The following is a 16,479-nucleotide window of genomic DNA, read 5'->3' as shown; positions in this document are numbered from 1 at the left end:
TATCTAAGTAGAAGCTTTGAGAGGCATTTTAATGAGCGTCCCTATCTGAATCACAGTTGTTATTTGTTTATCACTAAGACCACTAAAGAGCGAATTAAAAGTCAAAGTAACTTCTGTTCACTTACAAGAGGAGAACTCATCCCTAAAGAGATTAGAGATAAAGACACTATTCAAAGCTTTTTAGAAGCGACTACACAATTAGAAAAGATAGTAAATGACAGTGGAATAATTCACTTAACTAAACTTACGGAAGAAGATATTATCGGCTCAGAAGATAAAAGCGGGCTCTTAGAGCAGTATTTAACGCTAAGTCCCAGTAAAAGAGGTAGTCTTCAAGATATAGCTATAAGTAGCGATAAGGTTAGAGTAGGAGATAATAATCTTTCTTTACATACCCTTTCAAACACAGAAGATCTTCCTAGTGAAGTATCGTGTTTATCAAGTTATGAAAAACTATCAACTGATAAAAGCAGTATGGCTTTATCGTTTGCAGCGCCTGTTGGACTCTTGCTTAATTGTAATCATATCTACAATCAGTATTTGTTTATAGAAGATAGTGATTACAATTTAAAACAGTTTGAAAAGTCGGCCAAGAATATGCACTCTCTTGCTAGATACAGTAGAGCGAATCAAATAAACAAGCAGTGGATAGAAGAGTATTTAAATGAAGCGCATAGTAAAGGTCTAATATCCATTAAAGCTCATTTTAATGTAATGGCATGGTCAGATAACCCAAATGAGCTTAAACAGCTTAAAAATGACTGTGGAAGCGCAATCGCTTCTATGGAGTGCGTACCAAGACACAACACAGTGGACGTCCCCACACTTTACTGGGCAGGTATGCCAGGAAATAGCGCAGACTTTCCAAGTGAAGAGAGCTTTTATACTTTCATAGAACCTGCCTTATGCTTTTTTACAGGGGAGACCAATTATCAAAACTCACTATCTCCTTTTGGAATTAAAATGGCAGATAGACTAACTGGTAAACCGATTCATTTAGATATCTCCGACCTACCCATGAAAAAGGGAATTATCACCAACCGCAACAAGTTTATCTTGGGACCATCAGGGAGTGGTAAGAGTTTTTTTACCAATCATATGGTAAGACAGTATTATGAGCAAAACGCTCATGTGCTCTTAGTTGATACAGGAAACTCCTACCAAGGCTTATGTGAATTAATTAAAGGCAAAACAAAAGGGGAGGATGGAGTATACTTCACCTATACCGAAGAAAACCCAATTGCGTTTAATCCTTTTTATACCGATGATGGGGTATTTGATATTGAAAAAAGAGAGAGTATTAAAACGCTCATTTTAACGCTTTGGAAGCGCGATGACCAGCCTCCCTCACGATCGGAAGAAGTTGCGCTTTCAAATGCTGTTAGTGGATACATCCAAAAACTTCAAAGCAGCGATATAAAACCAAGTTTCAATACTTTCTATCAGTACATCAAAACAGATTACAAAACTGAGTTAGAAGAGAAACAAGTTAGAGAAAAAGACTTTGACCTCTATAACTTTTTAAATGTACTTGAGCCTTACTACAAAGGCGGGGAGTATGACTATCTATTAAACTCAGAAAGTGAGCTTGACCTTTTAAACAAACGCTTTATCGTTTTTGAGATAGACTCAATCAAAGAGCACAAAATTCTTTTTCCCATTGTGACTATTATCATCATGGAAGTGTTTATAAATAAGATGAGGCGTCTTAAAGGACAGCGCAAGCTAATCTTAATTGAGGAGGCGTGGAAGGCCATTGCTAAAGAGGGGATGGCATCGTACATTAAATATCTTTTTAAGACCGTTAGAAAATTCTTTGGAGAGGCAATAGTAGTTACCCAAGAGGTAGATGATATTATCCAATCTCCGATTGTAAAGGAAAGTATTATCAATAACTCTGATTGTAAGATTCTACTTGACCAGCGCAAGTACATGAATAAGTTTGATGATATACAAGCGATGCTTGGCCTTACTGACAAAGAAAAAGCTCAGATACTTTCAATAAACCTAAACAACAATCCTAACCGCCTTTACAAAGAGGTATGGATTGGCCTAGGTGGAATGCAATCGGGAGTATATGCTACAGAAGTAAGCTACTCAGAATACTTAGCTTATACCACAGAAGAGACTGAAAAACTACAGGTAATGAACCTGGCTAAAGAGCTCAACGGTAATGTAGAGATGGCTATAAAGCGTCTTGTACAAGAAAAACAGACTGAATAAGTAAATACGCTAACCCAACTTTTCTAAGGATAAAAAATAGTACTCAGTAGAGTAACCAATCAATTAAAACATAAAATATGAAAAAACTATTGCAGGTAGTTGTGGTAGCGATGCTACTAGTTCTACCAATAAAGAATTATGGGCAGTGGACAGTATATGATCCTGGAAATTTAGCCCAAGGTATTATAAATAGTGCTAATGAAATAAGGCAAACTTCTGCTACAGTTAGCAATGTAGTTAAAAACTTCAAGGAAGTAGAAAAAGTCTATAACCAGAGCAAGGAGTATTACGATAAACTCCAATCGGTTAATAACCTAGTTAAAGACGCTAGAAAGGTTCAACAGACAGTGCTTTTAGTAGGGGACGTTTCGGAGCTGTATGTCAAAAACTTTGGCAAGATGCTTAATGATCCAAACTTCTCTGCCCAGGAGCTTGTAGCTATTGCCAATGGATATTCCGTGCTTCTTCAAGAAAGCACAGAGCTTGTCAAAGAGCTTAAGCAGATTGTAAGTAGCTCAACCTTGTCTTTAAATGATAAAGAGCGCATGGATGTTATAGATAGAGTTTACAAAGAAGTAAAAGACTATCACAACCTTGTTAGTTACTATACAAGAAAAAATATTGGCATCAGCATCTTAAGGGCTAAAAAGAAAAATAATACCCAAAGGGTACTTGATTTATACGGTACTTCTAATCAAAAATACTGGTGAGTTATGGCTAGAGATAATCTTCATGAGGTTTTACAAAACCTCTATTACGATATGATGCCACTTACAAGTCAGATGGTATCTGTGGCTAAGAGCCTAGCAGGTCTTGGAGCGCTTTTTTATATCGGCATTAAAGTATGGCAAGCCTTAGCAAGAGCAGAAGCTATTGATGTGTATCCAATGCTTAGGCCATTTGCTTTGGGAATTTGTATTATGTTTTTTCCAACCCTTGTTCTAGGAACTTTAAACACGGTTTTAAGTCCTGTTGTAAAGGGAACGCATCAGATATTAGAAACCCAGGTTATAGATCTAACTTCTTTACAAAAACAGAAAGACATTTTAGAAAAGGAGGCTATGCTTAGAAATCCTGAGGCTGCTTATTTAATTTCTGATGAGGCCTTTGATAAAAAACTTGATGAGCTTGGCTGGTCACCCTCGGATCTAGCCACTATGACAGGAATGTATTTAGAGAAATGGCAATATGATTTTCAAAAAAACCTAAGAGATGCCTTTAGAGAAATCTTAGAGATGATTTTTCAGGCTTCTGCTTTAATTATAGACACGATTCGGACCTTTTTTTTAATTGTGTTATCCATACTAGGGCCAATTGCATTTGCCATCTCCATTTGGAGTGGTTTTGAATCTACGCTCTTACAATGGCTCACGCGGTATATAAGCGTGTATCTCTGGCTTCCTGTAGCGGATTTATTTAGCGCAATGTTAGCTAGAATTCAATCCTTAATTCTTGAAAGGGATATGCTGTTGCTTTCAGATCCAAACTTTATCCCTGATACCTCAAATACAATATATGTGATTTTTATGATCATTGGCATTGTGGGATACTTTACAATTCCTACCGTTACAAGTTGGATTATTCAAGCCAGTGGAGGCTCAGGTTTTCTTCGTAATGTAAATCAATCTGCGCTTAAAACAGGTAATATTAGTTCAGCTGCAGTTGGGGCTACCTCAGGAAATATAACAGGTAGACTAATTAAATAATTTAAACACTTTAAACATGGAATTTAAATCACTTCGAAATATAGAAAATAGTTTTGTGCAGATTCGGCTCTACGCTATTGTATTTGCAGTTGTTTGCCTTATAGTAGTAGGATTCGCTATTTACAAAAGCTATGATTTTGCTAAAGAGCAACGAGAGAAGATCTATGTGCTTGATAAAGGTAAATCACTTATGCTAGCTCTGTCTCAAGACGCAAGTATAAATAGGCCAGTAGAGGCAAGAGAGCACGTAAGGCGCTTTCACGAGCTGTTCTTTACTCTCTCACCTGAAAAATCAGCCATTGAGGGTAATATGCAAAGAGCGTTTAATCTATCTGATAAAACCGCCTTTGACTATTATAAAGACTTACTTGAAAAAGGATATTACAGCAGAGTCATTTCAGGAAATATTCAGCAACGAATTGAGGTGGATAGTATTAAAATAGATTTTAACACCTATCCCTATAAGACGCTAACCTATGCAACGCAGTATATCATACGATCTAGTAACCTAACTAAAAGAAATCTTGTTACAAGTAGTCAGCTTATCTCAGCTGTACGGTCTGATAATAACCCGCAAGGATTTATTATCGAAAAGTTTACAGTTGTAGAGAACAAAGACTTAGAAGTTGTTAAACGTTAAAAAAACAAGATTATGAAGAAGCTACAACTTTTAAGACATAGTTATTTAAGTAAACTACAAGCTTACTGGAATAACCTCTCTATAAAAAGACAACGAGTTTTATTACTTACCGCTTTTACTCTTTACACATTAGTTTGTCTTTTTATTGTAAAGACAAGTTTTAGCTCTAAAATAAAGCAGGCAATAAGTAGGGAGGATCAGAGTAATATAAAACCAGTTAAGTATTTGCTTAAAAGGCAAAAGATAGAATCACACTCAATTATTAAACTAAAATATTATGAATCAAGATCAGTTATCAAATAAAACCCACCAGATAGAGAAAGTACCCAAAGAAAAAAAGGCAATTCAAAATCTTATAGAAAAACACAAAAAGCACATAGTCTTTGCTTTAATGGGCATTGTCTTTTTAGGGGTAATGTACCTTTTGTTTAAACCCGAAGAAAAGGAGTTAATCTCTCATAATGATTCTGTTCCTGAGGCGATAACCAAGGGGATGCCAACAGATAAAGTAAAAGCTTATGAAAAAGAGCTATGGGAACAGAAAAAGCAAGAAAATGAAAATCAGATTCACTCCTTAGCAGACTATTGGAATGATTCGCAAGAGGAGCCAACTAGCAGTTATAATCATAAAAATTACAACGAGGAGCCTACATACACGCCCTATGAGCGGTCTTACGAGAACTACAAACAAAGCCAAGATGTACTTGGTAGTTTTTACAGTAGTAGTACTGAAAATTCTGAAACCGAAAATCTTAAAAAGCAAATACAAGAGCTAGAGAAACAATTACAAGAAAAAGACACTCCAACACCTATTACTATGGATAATCAATTAGAACTTATGGAAAAGTCTTTTCAGATGGCAGCAAAGTATTTGCCAGGAGGTCAAAATCAAACTGAATTACCGTCTTCAAATAAGACTACAAACGCTAAAACAATTTCAAGTAAAAAACAGGTCATAACAATGCTTGATAAAACAAGTAAAGAGATTGTATCTTCACTGGTAAAACCAACAAGTTTACTAGATTTTTTACCTATTAATCCTAAATCAAATCAAACCTTTTATACAGCAGAAGGAGAACGTAAAACACAGAACCATAAAAACAGTATAAGGGTAAGTATTAAAGAAAATCAGGTCATTATAAACGAAGGTTACATCAAACTAAGACTCTTAGAAAGAATCGTAATAAATGGGGCTCTGTTACCTGAATCAAGTACACTGATTGCTAAGGTAAAGGTAAACAGTGGCAGGTTAGAGCTTATTGTAAATTCTATTAAGATCGAGGATAGTATCATTGATACAGAGCTTATCGGCTATGATAATTATGGGCAAAGAGGCTTAGAGGTATTAGACCTTCAAGAAATAAGCGCCTCAAAAGAAATCATTGCCAATATGGGACAAACAGCAGGCACGAGTATATCTATGAGTAGATCTGCTTCAGATCAAATTGCTTCAGATCTAACTAAAGGACTTATTCAAGGAGTATCTGGTTACTTTTCAAAGAAAGTAAAAGCCCAAAGAGTAACCCTAAAACAAGGACAAGAACTGTTTCTTGTACCGAAAGAATAACATTTAATAACCAAGTAAAACAAATCATTATGAAAACAATCATTAAATATATGTTACTATGCTTATTAGCAGTAAACACAGTAACTTCCCAAAATTATACCAAGTCTATCAATTTATCAAATGCTGAGGTAACTCCTTATGAGGTAGAACTAACCCAAAACAAAACTACTCATATCTTGTTTCCAAGTAGTGTTGAATACGTAGATTTAGGAAGTAGTGACATAATAGCAAGCAAAGTAGAGGTTACATCAAATGTACTTCGTTTAAAAACGATTACAGAATATATTTCACCTACAAACTTTACTGTAATTACAAACGATGGTAAATACTATAGTTTTTGTGCTACTTACAATGAAGAGCCAACACAACTGAGCTATGACTTAACCAAGTTTGAAAATCAAAACAGTAAACAGCAAAGCGAAGTTCTATTTAAAGACTTAGGGGACACCAGTCCAACTCTAGCAGATCTTTTTATGAAAGCAATCATCAAAAGAAACAAGAAAGAGCTAAATATTAAAAGCAAAAGCTACGGGGTAGAAGCAAGGCTGAAAAGTATCTACACTCAAGATGGTAAACTCTACTTTCATCTTTCTATTAACAATAAAAGCAATCTACCCTATGAAGTTGACTATATTAGTTTTAGAATCAAAGACAGAAGGACCTCTAAACGAACCACTATTCAAGAAATGAGTTTAAAGCCCATTAGAAGCTATAGTGATGCTCAAACTATTAATATTCAAAGTAAACAAGACAATGTATTTATGTTAGATCAGTTTACCCTATCAGATAAACAAATGCTTTTAATTGAAATTAATGAGAAGAATGGAGTGAGAAATCAAAAAATAAGAGTGCTAAAACATAATGTATTAAGCAGTAAACAGATTGAATTGTTAAGAATATAGTTTTATACATAGTATAATATTTTATTAGATCTTAAGAGAATTTAAAGTGGGGCTATCTTATAAAGACTAGTCCCACTTTGTTTTTTTTAACTTTGTATGGATGATTCTTATTCCTGATCTTCAACTGATTATTTTAGTTTACCTTAAGAATATAATATAAGTTTTTCCTAAGTACACGACAAAAATCTAAAGCAATTGATATTTAGAGGATTGTACTTATTTTTAGACAGCAATAATCTTGATAAGTAGTCAAGTCCAAGTTTAAATACACTCATAAGCCTATTGCCATGATTCTTGATTGTGATAGGCTTAATAGTATCAATATCCTAGCATTCATAGGGGGGTAACCTTGTTTTTTTGCACAACACTTTTTTAAAGTATTTTAAAGGAAAATCAACGGATGGGTTTTAACAGATAAATGAGAAAATATTGTTGTTTTGGTTGAATAATTCACAATAAAAACGGAAGTGAATTTTTCGATTTGGACAGGTTATTTTCGATTTCAATTTCCACAAGAATACTTTTTTTGTCCTGAGATAAATGAGTGTTGTATATTTATTTTCTAGTATTTTCTTCCTGATTAACCTTTTCTCTACAATCCAATCTGTTTCAACTTTTTAGTAAAGATTGTTTTATATTCTTCTTTGTACTCATCAGTTAAAAAGCTTCGATCTATTAAGTCATATACTTTATTAGCTTGCTTAGAGAAATCTTTATAGATATTATTCCTTACAATTGCTGTAATACCTAAACTCATTGCAAGTTCATCAAAGTTTACTTGTTTAATCTTTTTCTTACGACCACTTAGGGTTAGTGCTAAATCTTCTTTATCATCAGGAAAGACTAAATTCACATTTAAAAGGTCATACGCTGGAGAAAATAAGACACCCTTATCTGTGTGCATTAAAGAGAAGTTCTTTAGGTGCATGTCGTTATTACCTGTTATAAAGCTAAACAAGACAAGTCTAAAGTATTTGATCGTATCTAACCCCGAATTGGTAGCGTATCGTTTAATGATCTTCCCTACACGCTCATAGGAGCTTTTGTATTTTTGTTCAGTTAACAATTCTGATAACTGACATAAATCTTCTACATGAATTTTTTTGTTTTTCACTCGATCAAAACGCTTGGTAATATAAGCCAGCTCACCGGTAGAGGTGCGAATCAAAGCATGTTGTGCGGTTTCAATTTTAAATAGCTTAGCTAGGTGCATGGTCAAGTCTTCTACTTGTAGCATAAAAGCAAAATTAGGAGATTGAGGCTTGAGGATATAATCCCCCCATAAACTGACTAAGGTTAATCGTTTACTACCGTTTTCACTGTTTAAACTTAAGGATATCTTAGGTTGTACCCCTGTTAACGCTAATCTTTCGTTTACCGTTATTTGTGCTAACTTATCTAATTTTTCTTTATCTAATTCTAATATAGGAACTTTTGTAGTGTCAAAGAACTTCTTTGAACAAGTAGGGTGATAGTCGCCTGTTTCAACAGGCTTATAACAAAATAAACAGTTATTCATGATTTGCCGCCTCCATCGGATAAATTGAGACCGCTCCAATAGTGTCTCTACATAAGTTGATTAATAATTCAAATCGATCTCGGGGATTGAGCTTCCAATGTTTTTCTCCGATATCTAATAGCCATCCTTCAGGAATTAACCCATCGAAAAAAGGAAAGAGTACATTGCTATGATAGGTTTCTTCAGATAGGGGGAGCGTTAGGCTAATTGGATGCGGATGAGGTGTTCTTAGATAATCTTGATTATAGTAAAAGGAATATCCATCATCTCCTTCCAGGAGATAACCAGCTAACTGATCTTGAAAGTATATTTTAGCTTGTCGTGCCATTATTCTCTAGTTTGATCAATTACACCAACTTCTTTACCAAATAAAGCTAACACATCGTTTACTTTGTCTAAACGGAGTGTTTTTTTACCTTGTTCTAAATCACGTACAAAACGCAAGCCTACACCAGCATTTAGGGCTAAATCTTCTTGCGTAAGCTTTAATTCTTTTCGCTTTTGCTTTACAAATACTTGTATCGAATCCATATCTATACCTTTTCAGGTATAAATATACATAAAAAAATGGAATAATACCCCTTCGGGTATAGTTTGTGTGGGTATTCAATATTTTATACCCGATAGGTGGTATTTTATGAATTAAATAAAGCGTTTTTTCCTTCAAATGGTCTATTTAGATACTAATCCTATTACTTTTTTAGGAATTGTCCACGATTATTCAAATGACAACAAAGGCTTTACTGTTTGGAAAGGCTTATTAGAAGGGTGATTGACCTGCGGAAGGATTTGATTAAATTTGTGACAAATGTAAATCTTTTTTATGAATGAATCTATTAGTAATCAGATAGTAGATAAGATTTCTAAATCTAAGCGTGGAGAAATTTTTTTCGCTAATGATTTTGTTAAATATGGTACAGCTGACAATATTTGACAAACACTCTCTAGTTTAGAAAAAGAAAACCTTATTGAACGATTAACCTATGGTATTTATATAAAACCAAAGCAAGATTCTTTATTAGGAACAATTTATCCTAGTATAGAGGAAATTGCAAATGAGATTGCAAAAAGAGATAAGGTGCCTATAGCGCCAACTAGTGTATTAGCGTTGTATCTATTAGGATTAACAACCCAGACCCCTTAAAGACTGTTTATTTGACTAAAGGATCTCAAAGAGAAATTAAGGTTGGAAATAGGAAGATTAATTTTAAGAGAACTGTCCCTAAAAACCTTATGATAAAAGATGATCTGTTACATTTAGTAGTACAGGCTTTTAAAGAGAAGGGGCAAAGAGAAATTACGGATTCTTTTTTAAATGCGATTAAATTAGCTGTTGATAAAATAGATCAACAAGTGGTAGAATCTCAATTGAAATTTGCTCCGGTTTGGATTCAAAAAGAAATTAAAAAACTTTATTATAAACAGGAGTATGTGGATTAATTTATCTGAAGAACAAAGAGTTGCTGTACTAAAAAAAGCTGAAGTTGTTTATGGACTACCAGCTTTTGTAATAGAGAAAGATTGGTGGGTTTGTATTCTTTTAAAGGCAATATTTCAATCTAAGTATGCAGATTCTATTATATTTAAAGGAGGAACTTCTCTGAGTAAGGGCTTATAATTTAATACAGTGATTTTCAGAAGATATTGATTTGATTATTGACCAGCGTTTGCTGGGGTTTGGTAAGCTTGATTCTAAAACACAAATTAAAAAACTTAGAAAAGCTTCTGGAGGATTTATTATTAATGAATTTAGAGAAGAGTTAATACATCAATTAACTGAGTTGGGAGTAGATCCGAATTTATATGAAATTAAGCACACAGCACGTCAATGTAGAGACGATTTATCAACCGTGTCACACAGATAACATCCACAATCATATAGGCGTAAGGTGTTACGCCCATATGATTGTGTGCTGATCACATCCGTAAACAACAAAAGCACAAAAAAATTAATACAATAATCCAAATTGCCATAAAGGAATAACATTCAGAAAGCCAGTTTCTATATCATCTTTTACAACATAACTGTTCTCAATATTTTTAATTTGTTTTTGGCTTTTGTTTTTGCCTCCTATTTCAAAGGTTATATTCTCAATTAAGAAATCTGAGTCAGCAGAAGATATAACATTATGTTTTACTCGTGTCTGATTTAAGAAGAATGTTTCACGAATATTTCCAATATTTGAAGAATCACTTGCTAGGTTGTAAATCAAATTGGTATTGTCTAGATAGATTTTATCTACCTTGCCTAATCCTCTAATTCCCCCAGTATTGTTACGTAGTTGAGTGATTAGCCCAGCTTCTTCAATGTATAGACAATAGTCAGCAATATTATTTCTACTTACAGATAGCATTTCAGCTATTTTACTCATATTAGGTTTAAAAGGAGCACTTTGAGAAACGATAGCTAATAATTGTTTTAATTTTCTACCTGTAGCCACATTCATATTAGCATACATTGGAATATCATTCTCTAAAGTCTGATTAATTATCTGAGCCAAACGAATATCAAAGTCTTGTTCTAAGGCAAAAGGATAATAACCTTTCTTTAAGTAATCAGTATAGTATAATAAAGGCCTTTCTATCTCTGGAATATTAACCTTATGCTGTAGTACTTCTTGTAATGTGTATGTTTTAGCAGAAATGTTATGAAATAGTTTCAGATACTCTCGAAAAGACAAACCTTGCATATTATAGATAATAGCTCTACGACTTAAATCAGAAGCTCCCTTTTTAATATCAAGTACAGATGAGCCCGTAAATACAACTTTTAAATTTTTATGGTAATCATAAATCAGTTTGAGGTCTTTTGCCCAATCAGGGTATTTATGAATTTCATCAATAAATAAATACTTGCCTCCAAACTTGACAAAGGTATCAACTAACTTAATGATTTTATTATCCACAAAATAAAAGTCCTCTGCGGTAATGTAAAGTGTTTCTGTAGGACTTAAATTCTGTTTGATATATTGCAGGACAAGAGTAGTCTTACCTACACCACGGGGACCAATTAGACCTATCATTCGATTTTCCCAATTGATTTGATTATATATGTAGCGAAAGAAATCTGTGTTAGCCTCATTGATTAACTTGTTTGAATACTCAAATAACCGTTCCATACTGTTTATTTTATTACAAATATAAGTATAAATGCACTCACATAGTGCATTTATTTTAAATAAATGCACTATATGAGTGCTATTTTATCTTTTTTTGTTGTTACGGATTGTAAATCTGAGCCATCGGGAGTTAATTGAGCCTTGAAAAGCGATAAGTAAATAATCGAGTAGGAGGCTGAAGATTATTTCTTCAGCCTCCTACTCGATTATATTCTTTAGGAGATTTATTTCCTAATACTTTATGAGGATGATTAAAATTATAATTCTCTCTCTATTTATTAGCCAATCTTTGTAATTGGTATATATCATTGAAGTAAAAAGCATGATGTTAACCCTTATCAATGGCTTAAATATGTTCTTGAAAATATTCAATCCATCAACCACAAGAATATTACAGACCTATATCCGCATAATTATAAGAAGTTAATTACAGACTCAGTAGAATGATTTTTAGACTGCACAAGGTGTACTTGCTTAGGTGGATCCTTTTTATGCCTTTTTTAAACGTTTAGGACGCTATTTATTGCACAATATTTAACGCATAAACTGATTTTTGTTTGGTTTATGCGTTTTTTTTGTACATTAGCTATATAGTGAAAGTAACATTTCTCATTGTATAGAATATAATTCATTAATAGGATTATTTGTACTTTATGAACGATATAATAGACATTACTGCTTTATCAGATAAAGCTATTTTACAAAAACTAGGATTTTTTATTCAGCAAACGCGAATCAAAGAAAATCTGACGCAAGAAGACTTAGCCCAACAAGCGGCTATTAGTCGTACTACCTTGAGTTTGCTAGAGCGTGGTGAAAATATTTCGTTGATTAATCTCATCAAAATCTTACGTATTTTAAATGCTTTGTATGTTTTAAATAGTTTTGATGTGCTAGAAGAACTCAGCCCAATAGAATTAGCTAAAGGCGAAAAGCAAAAACGACAAAGAGCATCAAAAGCACCTAACCAACAACAAGACAATTCAGATTTAGGATGGTAACAACTGCATTTATTAACATATATGGCAAACGTTTGGGATCCGAACAGAGGGTTGGCAAGCTTTGAGTATGATCCTCAATTCAAGTTGGAGGAGCTGCCCATTGCTCCCATTAAAATGCCCAACAAAAACCGTATTTATAATTTTCCCGAATTTAGGGATAATGATACTTTCAAAGGAATGCCAGGTTTATTAGCCGATGCATTACCCGATCGCTACGGTAAGGAATTAATCAATGCTTGGTTAGCACGTCAAGGTCGACCAGACAACAGTTTAAATCCGGTAGAGTTATTATGTTTTATCGGAAAAAGAGGAATGGGCGCCTTAGAATTTGAGCCGGTTATAGGAAAAGAATCTACGTCTTACGACTTAGAGTTATCGGATTTAATAGAAACCACTAAAGCGTTATTAGAAAAAAAAAGAAGAATTACATATTAGTACTCAACACAATATGGAAGATGTGATGTTAGATGTGCTTAAAATGGGAACTTCTGCAGGAGGGGCTCGCCCTAAAGCAATTATAGCATACAATAAGAAAACGGGAAAAGTAAAATCCGGGCAAACACTAGCCGAAGATGGTTTCGAACATTGGTTAATCAAGTTTGATGAAATCAGCGATGTCCAATTTGGTGTTTCAAAAAGTTACGGTCGTGTAGAAATGGCTTATTATAAAATGGCGACAGATTTTGGGATTGAAATGACAGAATCACGTTTGATTGAAGAAAACAAACGCGTTCATTTTATGACCAAACGTTTTGACCGTGTGGGTGGAAATCAAAAAGTACATACACAAACCTTATGTGCCTTGCAACATTACGATTTTGCAAATATCACATCATATAGCTACGAACAAGTATTTCAAACCATGCGTTTATTGCGCTTAACCTATGCAGAGGCAGAACAAATGTTTAAACGTATGGTGTTTAATGTAGTAGCACGTAATTGTGATGATCACACCAAGAATTTTGCATTCTTAATGGATGCTCAAGGAAAATGGAAATTAGCCCCCGCCTATGATATTTGTTTTGCCTATCGTCCAGATAGTATGTGGGTGAGCCAACACAACTTGAGTATCAACGGAAAACGCAAAGATTTTGAACGCAAAGATTTAGTAACCATCGCCGAACAAAATTCTATTCGCAATCCTAATAAAATCATAGATCAAGCACTTGATTTAGTAAAAAACTGGAATCATTATGCGAAGATGTATCAAGTTGACACAGCATTGGCACATCAAATAGATCGTGAATTAATAAAAGAAATGATTATAGATAAAACACGTAATAAGTTTAAAGAAATCACCACGCCTGTATTTTTGTTCTTTGATCCAAAGCAAGAATATAGAGAGGAAGTATTGGCGATAAATGAACCTGATTTTAAAGTTGAATTCACGCTTTAAAACAGGATCAACAAATGTAAATCATCTTTTTGGCTCTTTTTTACAGAAGCGTTTTATACAATAACCAACCTAATATTAGGGAATCTTAAGCTTAAAATGACTTTTTAAGGTTCGATTAACTATTATTCTATTGCACAAGATGTATTAGCTTAAAAGTATACGGGGATTCAAGTTGTAAATTTGTATTTGAAATTAATCATTTCTTAATTTCTTCAATCGACGTTGATAATCTTGTAAATAATTACGTTTTAGTTTCTCTGATAAGAATGATCTTTCGATTAAATCTACCACTTGTTCTTCTTTCGAAGTTAGATTTTGAAGAACTTTAGCAATCAATTTTTCTGTTATTCCTGCCTTAGCTCCCAATACCATCAATTGATCGATGATTTTTCCTTTTGAGATTGATTTAGGTAATATTGCTTCTTTTAATGCAAAGTCAGCATTGTGAATATGAATTTTAGTATTTAGCAAATCATAAGCTGGACTTAATTTAAAATCGCCTTGTTGAGTTTCTATCAATGAAAAATTCTTTAAATGAGCCTCTCCATTAGAAAATAGATAATTGAAAACGATTAAAGTAAACAACTTAGGTGCTTCTACTTTCCATGCGGGTACATATCTTTTCAATGCATCAAATAACTCTAAATAATTTGCTTCATATTTGTATTGCTCTCCATCTGTTGCAGGTGATTTTCCTAATAATGAAGCGAAATCTTCTACAGCTAATTTATTCCCATTTCCATCGTAATCAAAACGCTTTGTAAGATAGCCTGGACTTCCATCTTCAAAAAAGATTAACACATTTTCTGCTGTCTTAATTTTAAAAATTTGTTTCGCAATTTGCATCGTTAAATGTTCGTTTGCAGGTGCAAATTCTCTATTTTTTGGTAAATCTGATATAGGTTTTAAAATATAATGACCACTTTCAATTTCATTTGTCAACCGTAATTCATTTCCATAGATAGATTATTGTATTGTCATTGGGTTTAATAAACCAGAGAAAGCTTTAGATACTTATAAAATAAGATGGCAGATAGAAACACTATTTAAAGCCTTCAAGTCTAGCGGATTTAATATAGAAGATACACACTTACAAAAAATCGATAGGCTTGAAAAACTAGTCATGTTAGTGATGATTGCTTTTGTATGGTGCTATAAGATTGGGGACTATATTGACACTATTAAGCCTATCACAATCAAGAATCATGGCAATAGGCTTATTAGTGTATTTAAACTTGGACTTGACTACTTATCAAGATTATTACTCTCTAAAAATGGACACAACCCTTTAAATATCAATTGCTTTAGTTTTTTGTCGTGTACTTAGCATCTATTTATATCTTTTTTTAATAATTTAAAATTCTCTTGGTATTATTCAATCAAAAGAGCATCTATTTTTTATCCTCCCTTTCTTCAAAACTCTCCAATTCCTTATTTACTTCTTCCAATAATTGCTGTTCGCTTGGTAAGTAAAGTTCGTATTGGCTTGCAATAATCTGTTTTTGATTTTCTGGTAATGTAAATTTTACTACTGCATCATTTTTATTAGCACAAAGCAAAATCCCAATGGTAGGGTTCTCGTATGGCAGTTTTTCTATCCTGTCATAATAGTTCACATACATTTGTAACTGCCCAATATCCTGATGAGTTAGTTTAGTGGTTTTGATTTCAATAATTACAAAACATTGCAAAATGCGGTTGTAAAATACCAAGTCCACAAAGAACTCATCGCCCTCAATATGTATTCTTTTCTGCCTTGCTACAAAGGAAAATCCATTGCCTAACTCCAACAAGAACTCCTGTAAGTGTGTAATAATGGCACTTTCCAAATCTCTTTCATAATAAGATGTTTCTCTTTTCAAGCCCAAAAACTCCAAATACATTGGGTCTTTAATGATTTCTTTGGCATCAGACGGCTGTTTCTCATTTTTGGCAACCGCTAAAACACTTTCTTTATCATTGCTCAACAAAAGCCGTTCGTACAAACTGCTGTAAATCTGCCGTTCCAATTGCCGCACCGTCCAATTATTTTTTATTGTTTCAGCAATATAAAACTCTCTTTTATCCTGACTGTCAACGCTTAAAAGTAGCTTGTATTGGCTCCAACTCAATTGTGCATACAGTGTATGCACATTCTCAAATGTGCGGTAAAACTGACGGTAAAGGTTGATTTGTCTTGTGGAAAAACCACTTCCGAACTCGGGTTGCAGTTGTTCTGAAAGATATTTGATAAGAAACGTTCCATAATCTGCACGTTCTTTTCCCTCTTGTTCTTCTTCAAAGATACGTTTGCCAATATGCCAATACATCAGCGTTCGCTGATGGTCAACGGCACGTATAGCCTTATCTTTTGATTGGGCTATAATGGCTTTTATATCTGTTATAATGGATTGGTTTATAAGCATA

The 16,479-nt window shown here is 33.6% G+C and carries 19 protein-coding genes and 2 pseudogenes; 15 read left to right on the top strand and 6 right to left on the bottom strand.

Annotation, left to right across the window (positions count from 1 at the left end):
• The 7 genes from MODO_RS12750 to traN all read left to right on the top strand — a co-directional run.
• A partial coding sequence (locus tag MODO_RS12750; RefSeq protein ID WP_059051164.1) for a TraG family conjugative transposon ATPase occupies positions 1–2,223 on the top strand: 2,223 nt, incomplete at its 5' end.
• Between the two features lie 77 nt (positions 2,224–2,300).
• Positions 2,301–2,933 (top strand): DUF4141 domain-containing protein, encoded by a 633-nt coding sequence (locus MODO_RS12745; protein WP_006258124.1) that lies wholly within the window; start codon positions 2,301–2,303, stop codon positions 2,931–2,933.
• A 3-nt stretch (positions 2,934–2,936) separates the two neighbouring features.
• Positions 2,937–3,929: a conjugative transposon protein TraJ gene (traJ, locus tag MODO_RS12740; protein ID WP_059051148.1), complete on the top strand. Its 993-nt coding sequence runs from the start codon at positions 2,937–2,939 to the stop codon at positions 3,927–3,929.
• 16 nt (positions 3,930–3,945) lie between these two features.
• Entirely contained in the window at positions 3,946–4,569 is a 624-nt protein-coding gene (traK, locus tag MODO_RS12735) for a conjugative transposon protein TraK (protein ID WP_006258122.1), read from the top strand.
• 12 nt (positions 4,570–4,581) lie between these two features.
• Positions 4,582–4,872 (top strand): hypothetical protein, encoded by a 291-nt coding sequence (locus tag MODO_RS19610; protein WP_006258121.1) that lies wholly within the window; start codon positions 4,582–4,584, stop codon positions 4,870–4,872.
• Positions 4,847–6,136, top strand: coding sequence for a conjugative transposon protein TraM (traM, locus tag MODO_RS12725; RefSeq protein ID WP_059051146.1), 1,290 nt, complete (start codon positions 4,847–4,849; stop codon positions 6,134–6,136). The genes MODO_RS19610 and traM overlap by 26 nt, the downstream gene beginning before the upstream one ends.
• A 29-nt stretch (positions 6,137–6,165) precedes the next feature.
• Entirely contained in the window at positions 6,166–7,038 is an 873-nt protein-coding gene (traN, locus tag MODO_RS12720; protein ID WP_006258119.1) for a conjugative transposon protein TraN, read from the top strand.
• A gap of 592 nt (positions 7,039–7,630) precedes the next feature.
• On the opposite strand, the gene MODO_RS12715 is transcribed toward traN, so the two are convergent.
• From MODO_RS12715 to MODO_RS12705, 3 genes are read right to left on the bottom strand one after another with little or no spacing between them, the layout of a single operon-like run.
• A complete protein-coding gene (locus MODO_RS12715; RefSeq protein WP_059051143.1) occupies positions 7,631–8,557 on the bottom strand; it encodes a HipA domain-containing protein in 927 nt (308 codons plus the stop codon).
• Positions 8,550–8,885, bottom strand: a complete 336-nt coding sequence (locus MODO_RS12710; RefSeq protein ID WP_006258117.1) for a HipA N-terminal domain-containing protein — start codon at positions 8,883–8,885, stop codon at positions 8,550–8,552. Before MODO_RS12710 ends, MODO_RS12715 begins: the two co-directional genes overlap by 8 nt.
• Entirely contained in the window at positions 8,885–9,088 is a 204-nt protein-coding gene (locus tag MODO_RS12705; protein ID WP_002992043.1) for a type II toxin-antitoxin system Y4mF family antitoxin, read from the bottom strand. The genes MODO_RS12710 and MODO_RS12705 overlap by 1 nt, the downstream gene beginning before the upstream one ends.
• Positions 9,089–9,524: 436 nt before the next feature.
• Between MODO_RS12705 and MODO_RS19715 the strand changes: the two are divergent.
• The 3 genes and pseudogenes from MODO_RS19715 (at position 9,525) to MODO_RS19590 (ending at position 10,422) form a co-directional block, all read left to right on the top strand.
• Positions 9,525–9,997, top strand: a pseudogene (locus tag MODO_RS19715) (DUF6088 family protein).
• Complete coding sequence (locus MODO_RS19595; RefSeq protein ID WP_006258113.1) at positions 9,987–10,175, top strand: nucleotidyl transferase AbiEii/AbiGii toxin family protein; 189 nt, start codon at positions 9,987–9,989, stop codon at positions 10,173–10,175. Before MODO_RS19715 ends, MODO_RS19595 begins: the two are co-directional and overlap by 11 nt.
• Positions 10,176–10,206: 31 nt before the next feature.
• Positions 10,207–10,422, top strand: a complete 216-nt coding sequence (locus MODO_RS19590; RefSeq protein WP_225581824.1) for a hypothetical protein — start codon at positions 10,207–10,209, stop codon at positions 10,420–10,422.
• 84 nt (positions 10,423–10,506) lie between these two features.
• Here the strand turns inward: MODO_RS19590 and MODO_RS12690 are convergent, their stop codons facing one another.
• Complete coding sequence (locus MODO_RS12690) at positions 10,507–11,676, bottom strand: ATP-binding protein (protein WP_059051139.1); 1,170 nt, start codon at positions 11,674–11,676, stop codon at positions 10,507–10,509.
• A 315-nt stretch (positions 11,677–11,991) separates the two neighbouring features.
• On the opposite strand from MODO_RS12690, the pseudogene MODO_RS19065 reads away from it, so the two are divergent.
• The 4 genes and pseudogenes from MODO_RS19065 to MODO_RS12675 all read left to right on the top strand — a co-directional run.
• Positions 11,992–12,123: pseudogene (locus MODO_RS19065) on the top strand (transposase domain-containing protein); the annotation flags it as partial.
• A 206-nt stretch (positions 12,124–12,329) separates the two neighbouring features.
• Positions 12,330–12,677 carry a helix-turn-helix transcriptional regulator gene (locus MODO_RS12685; protein WP_006261442.1) on the top strand — a complete coding sequence of 116 codons (348 nt, stop codon included), beginning with the start codon at positions 12,330–12,332 and terminating at the stop codon, positions 12,675–12,677.
• A 21-nt stretch (positions 12,678–12,698) separates the two neighbouring features.
• Positions 12,699–13,112 carry a HipA N-terminal domain-containing protein gene (locus tag MODO_RS12680; protein WP_006258109.1) on the top strand — a complete coding sequence of 138 codons (414 nt, stop codon included), beginning with the start codon at positions 12,699–12,701 and terminating at the stop codon, positions 13,110–13,112.
• Between the two features lie 13 nt (positions 13,113–13,125).
• The gene (locus MODO_RS12675) at positions 13,126–14,073 is read left to right on the top strand and encodes a type II toxin-antitoxin system HipA family toxin (RefSeq protein ID WP_081316892.1); all 948 of its coding nucleotides are present in this window, start codon (positions 13,126–13,128) and stop codon (positions 14,071–14,073) included.
• Between the two features lie 192 nt (positions 14,074–14,265).
• Here MODO_RS12675 and MODO_RS12670 read toward each other — a convergent pair whose 3' ends face one another.
• Complete coding sequence (locus MODO_RS12670) at positions 14,266–15,015, bottom strand: type II toxin-antitoxin system HipA family toxin (protein ID WP_059051137.1); 750 nt, start codon at positions 15,013–15,015, stop codon at positions 14,266–14,268.
• Between the two features lie 19 nt (positions 15,016–15,034).
• Here MODO_RS12670 and MODO_RS19060 point away from each other — a divergent pair, with 19 nt between their 5' ends.
• Positions 15,035–15,400: a transposase gene (locus MODO_RS19060; protein WP_081048740.1), complete on the top strand. Its 366-nt coding sequence runs from the start codon at positions 15,035–15,037 to the stop codon at positions 15,398–15,400.
• 64 nt (positions 15,401–15,464) lie between these two features.
• Here MODO_RS19060 and MODO_RS12665 read toward each other — a convergent pair whose 3' ends face one another.
• A complete protein-coding gene (locus tag MODO_RS12665; protein WP_036496715.1) occupies positions 15,465–16,478 on the bottom strand; it encodes a PDDEXK nuclease domain-containing protein in 1,014 nt (337 codons plus the stop codon).
• Position 16,479 lies beyond the last annotated feature (1 nt).

The sequence above is a fragment of the Myroides odoratimimus genome, assembly GCF_001485415.1.
Classification (GTDB): Bacteria; Bacteroidota; Bacteroidia; order Flavobacteriales; family Flavobacteriaceae; genus Flavobacterium; species Flavobacterium odoratimimum.
The sequence above is the reverse complement of the archived record's forward strand: the minus strand, read 5'-3'. Positions and strand labels throughout refer to the sequence as shown.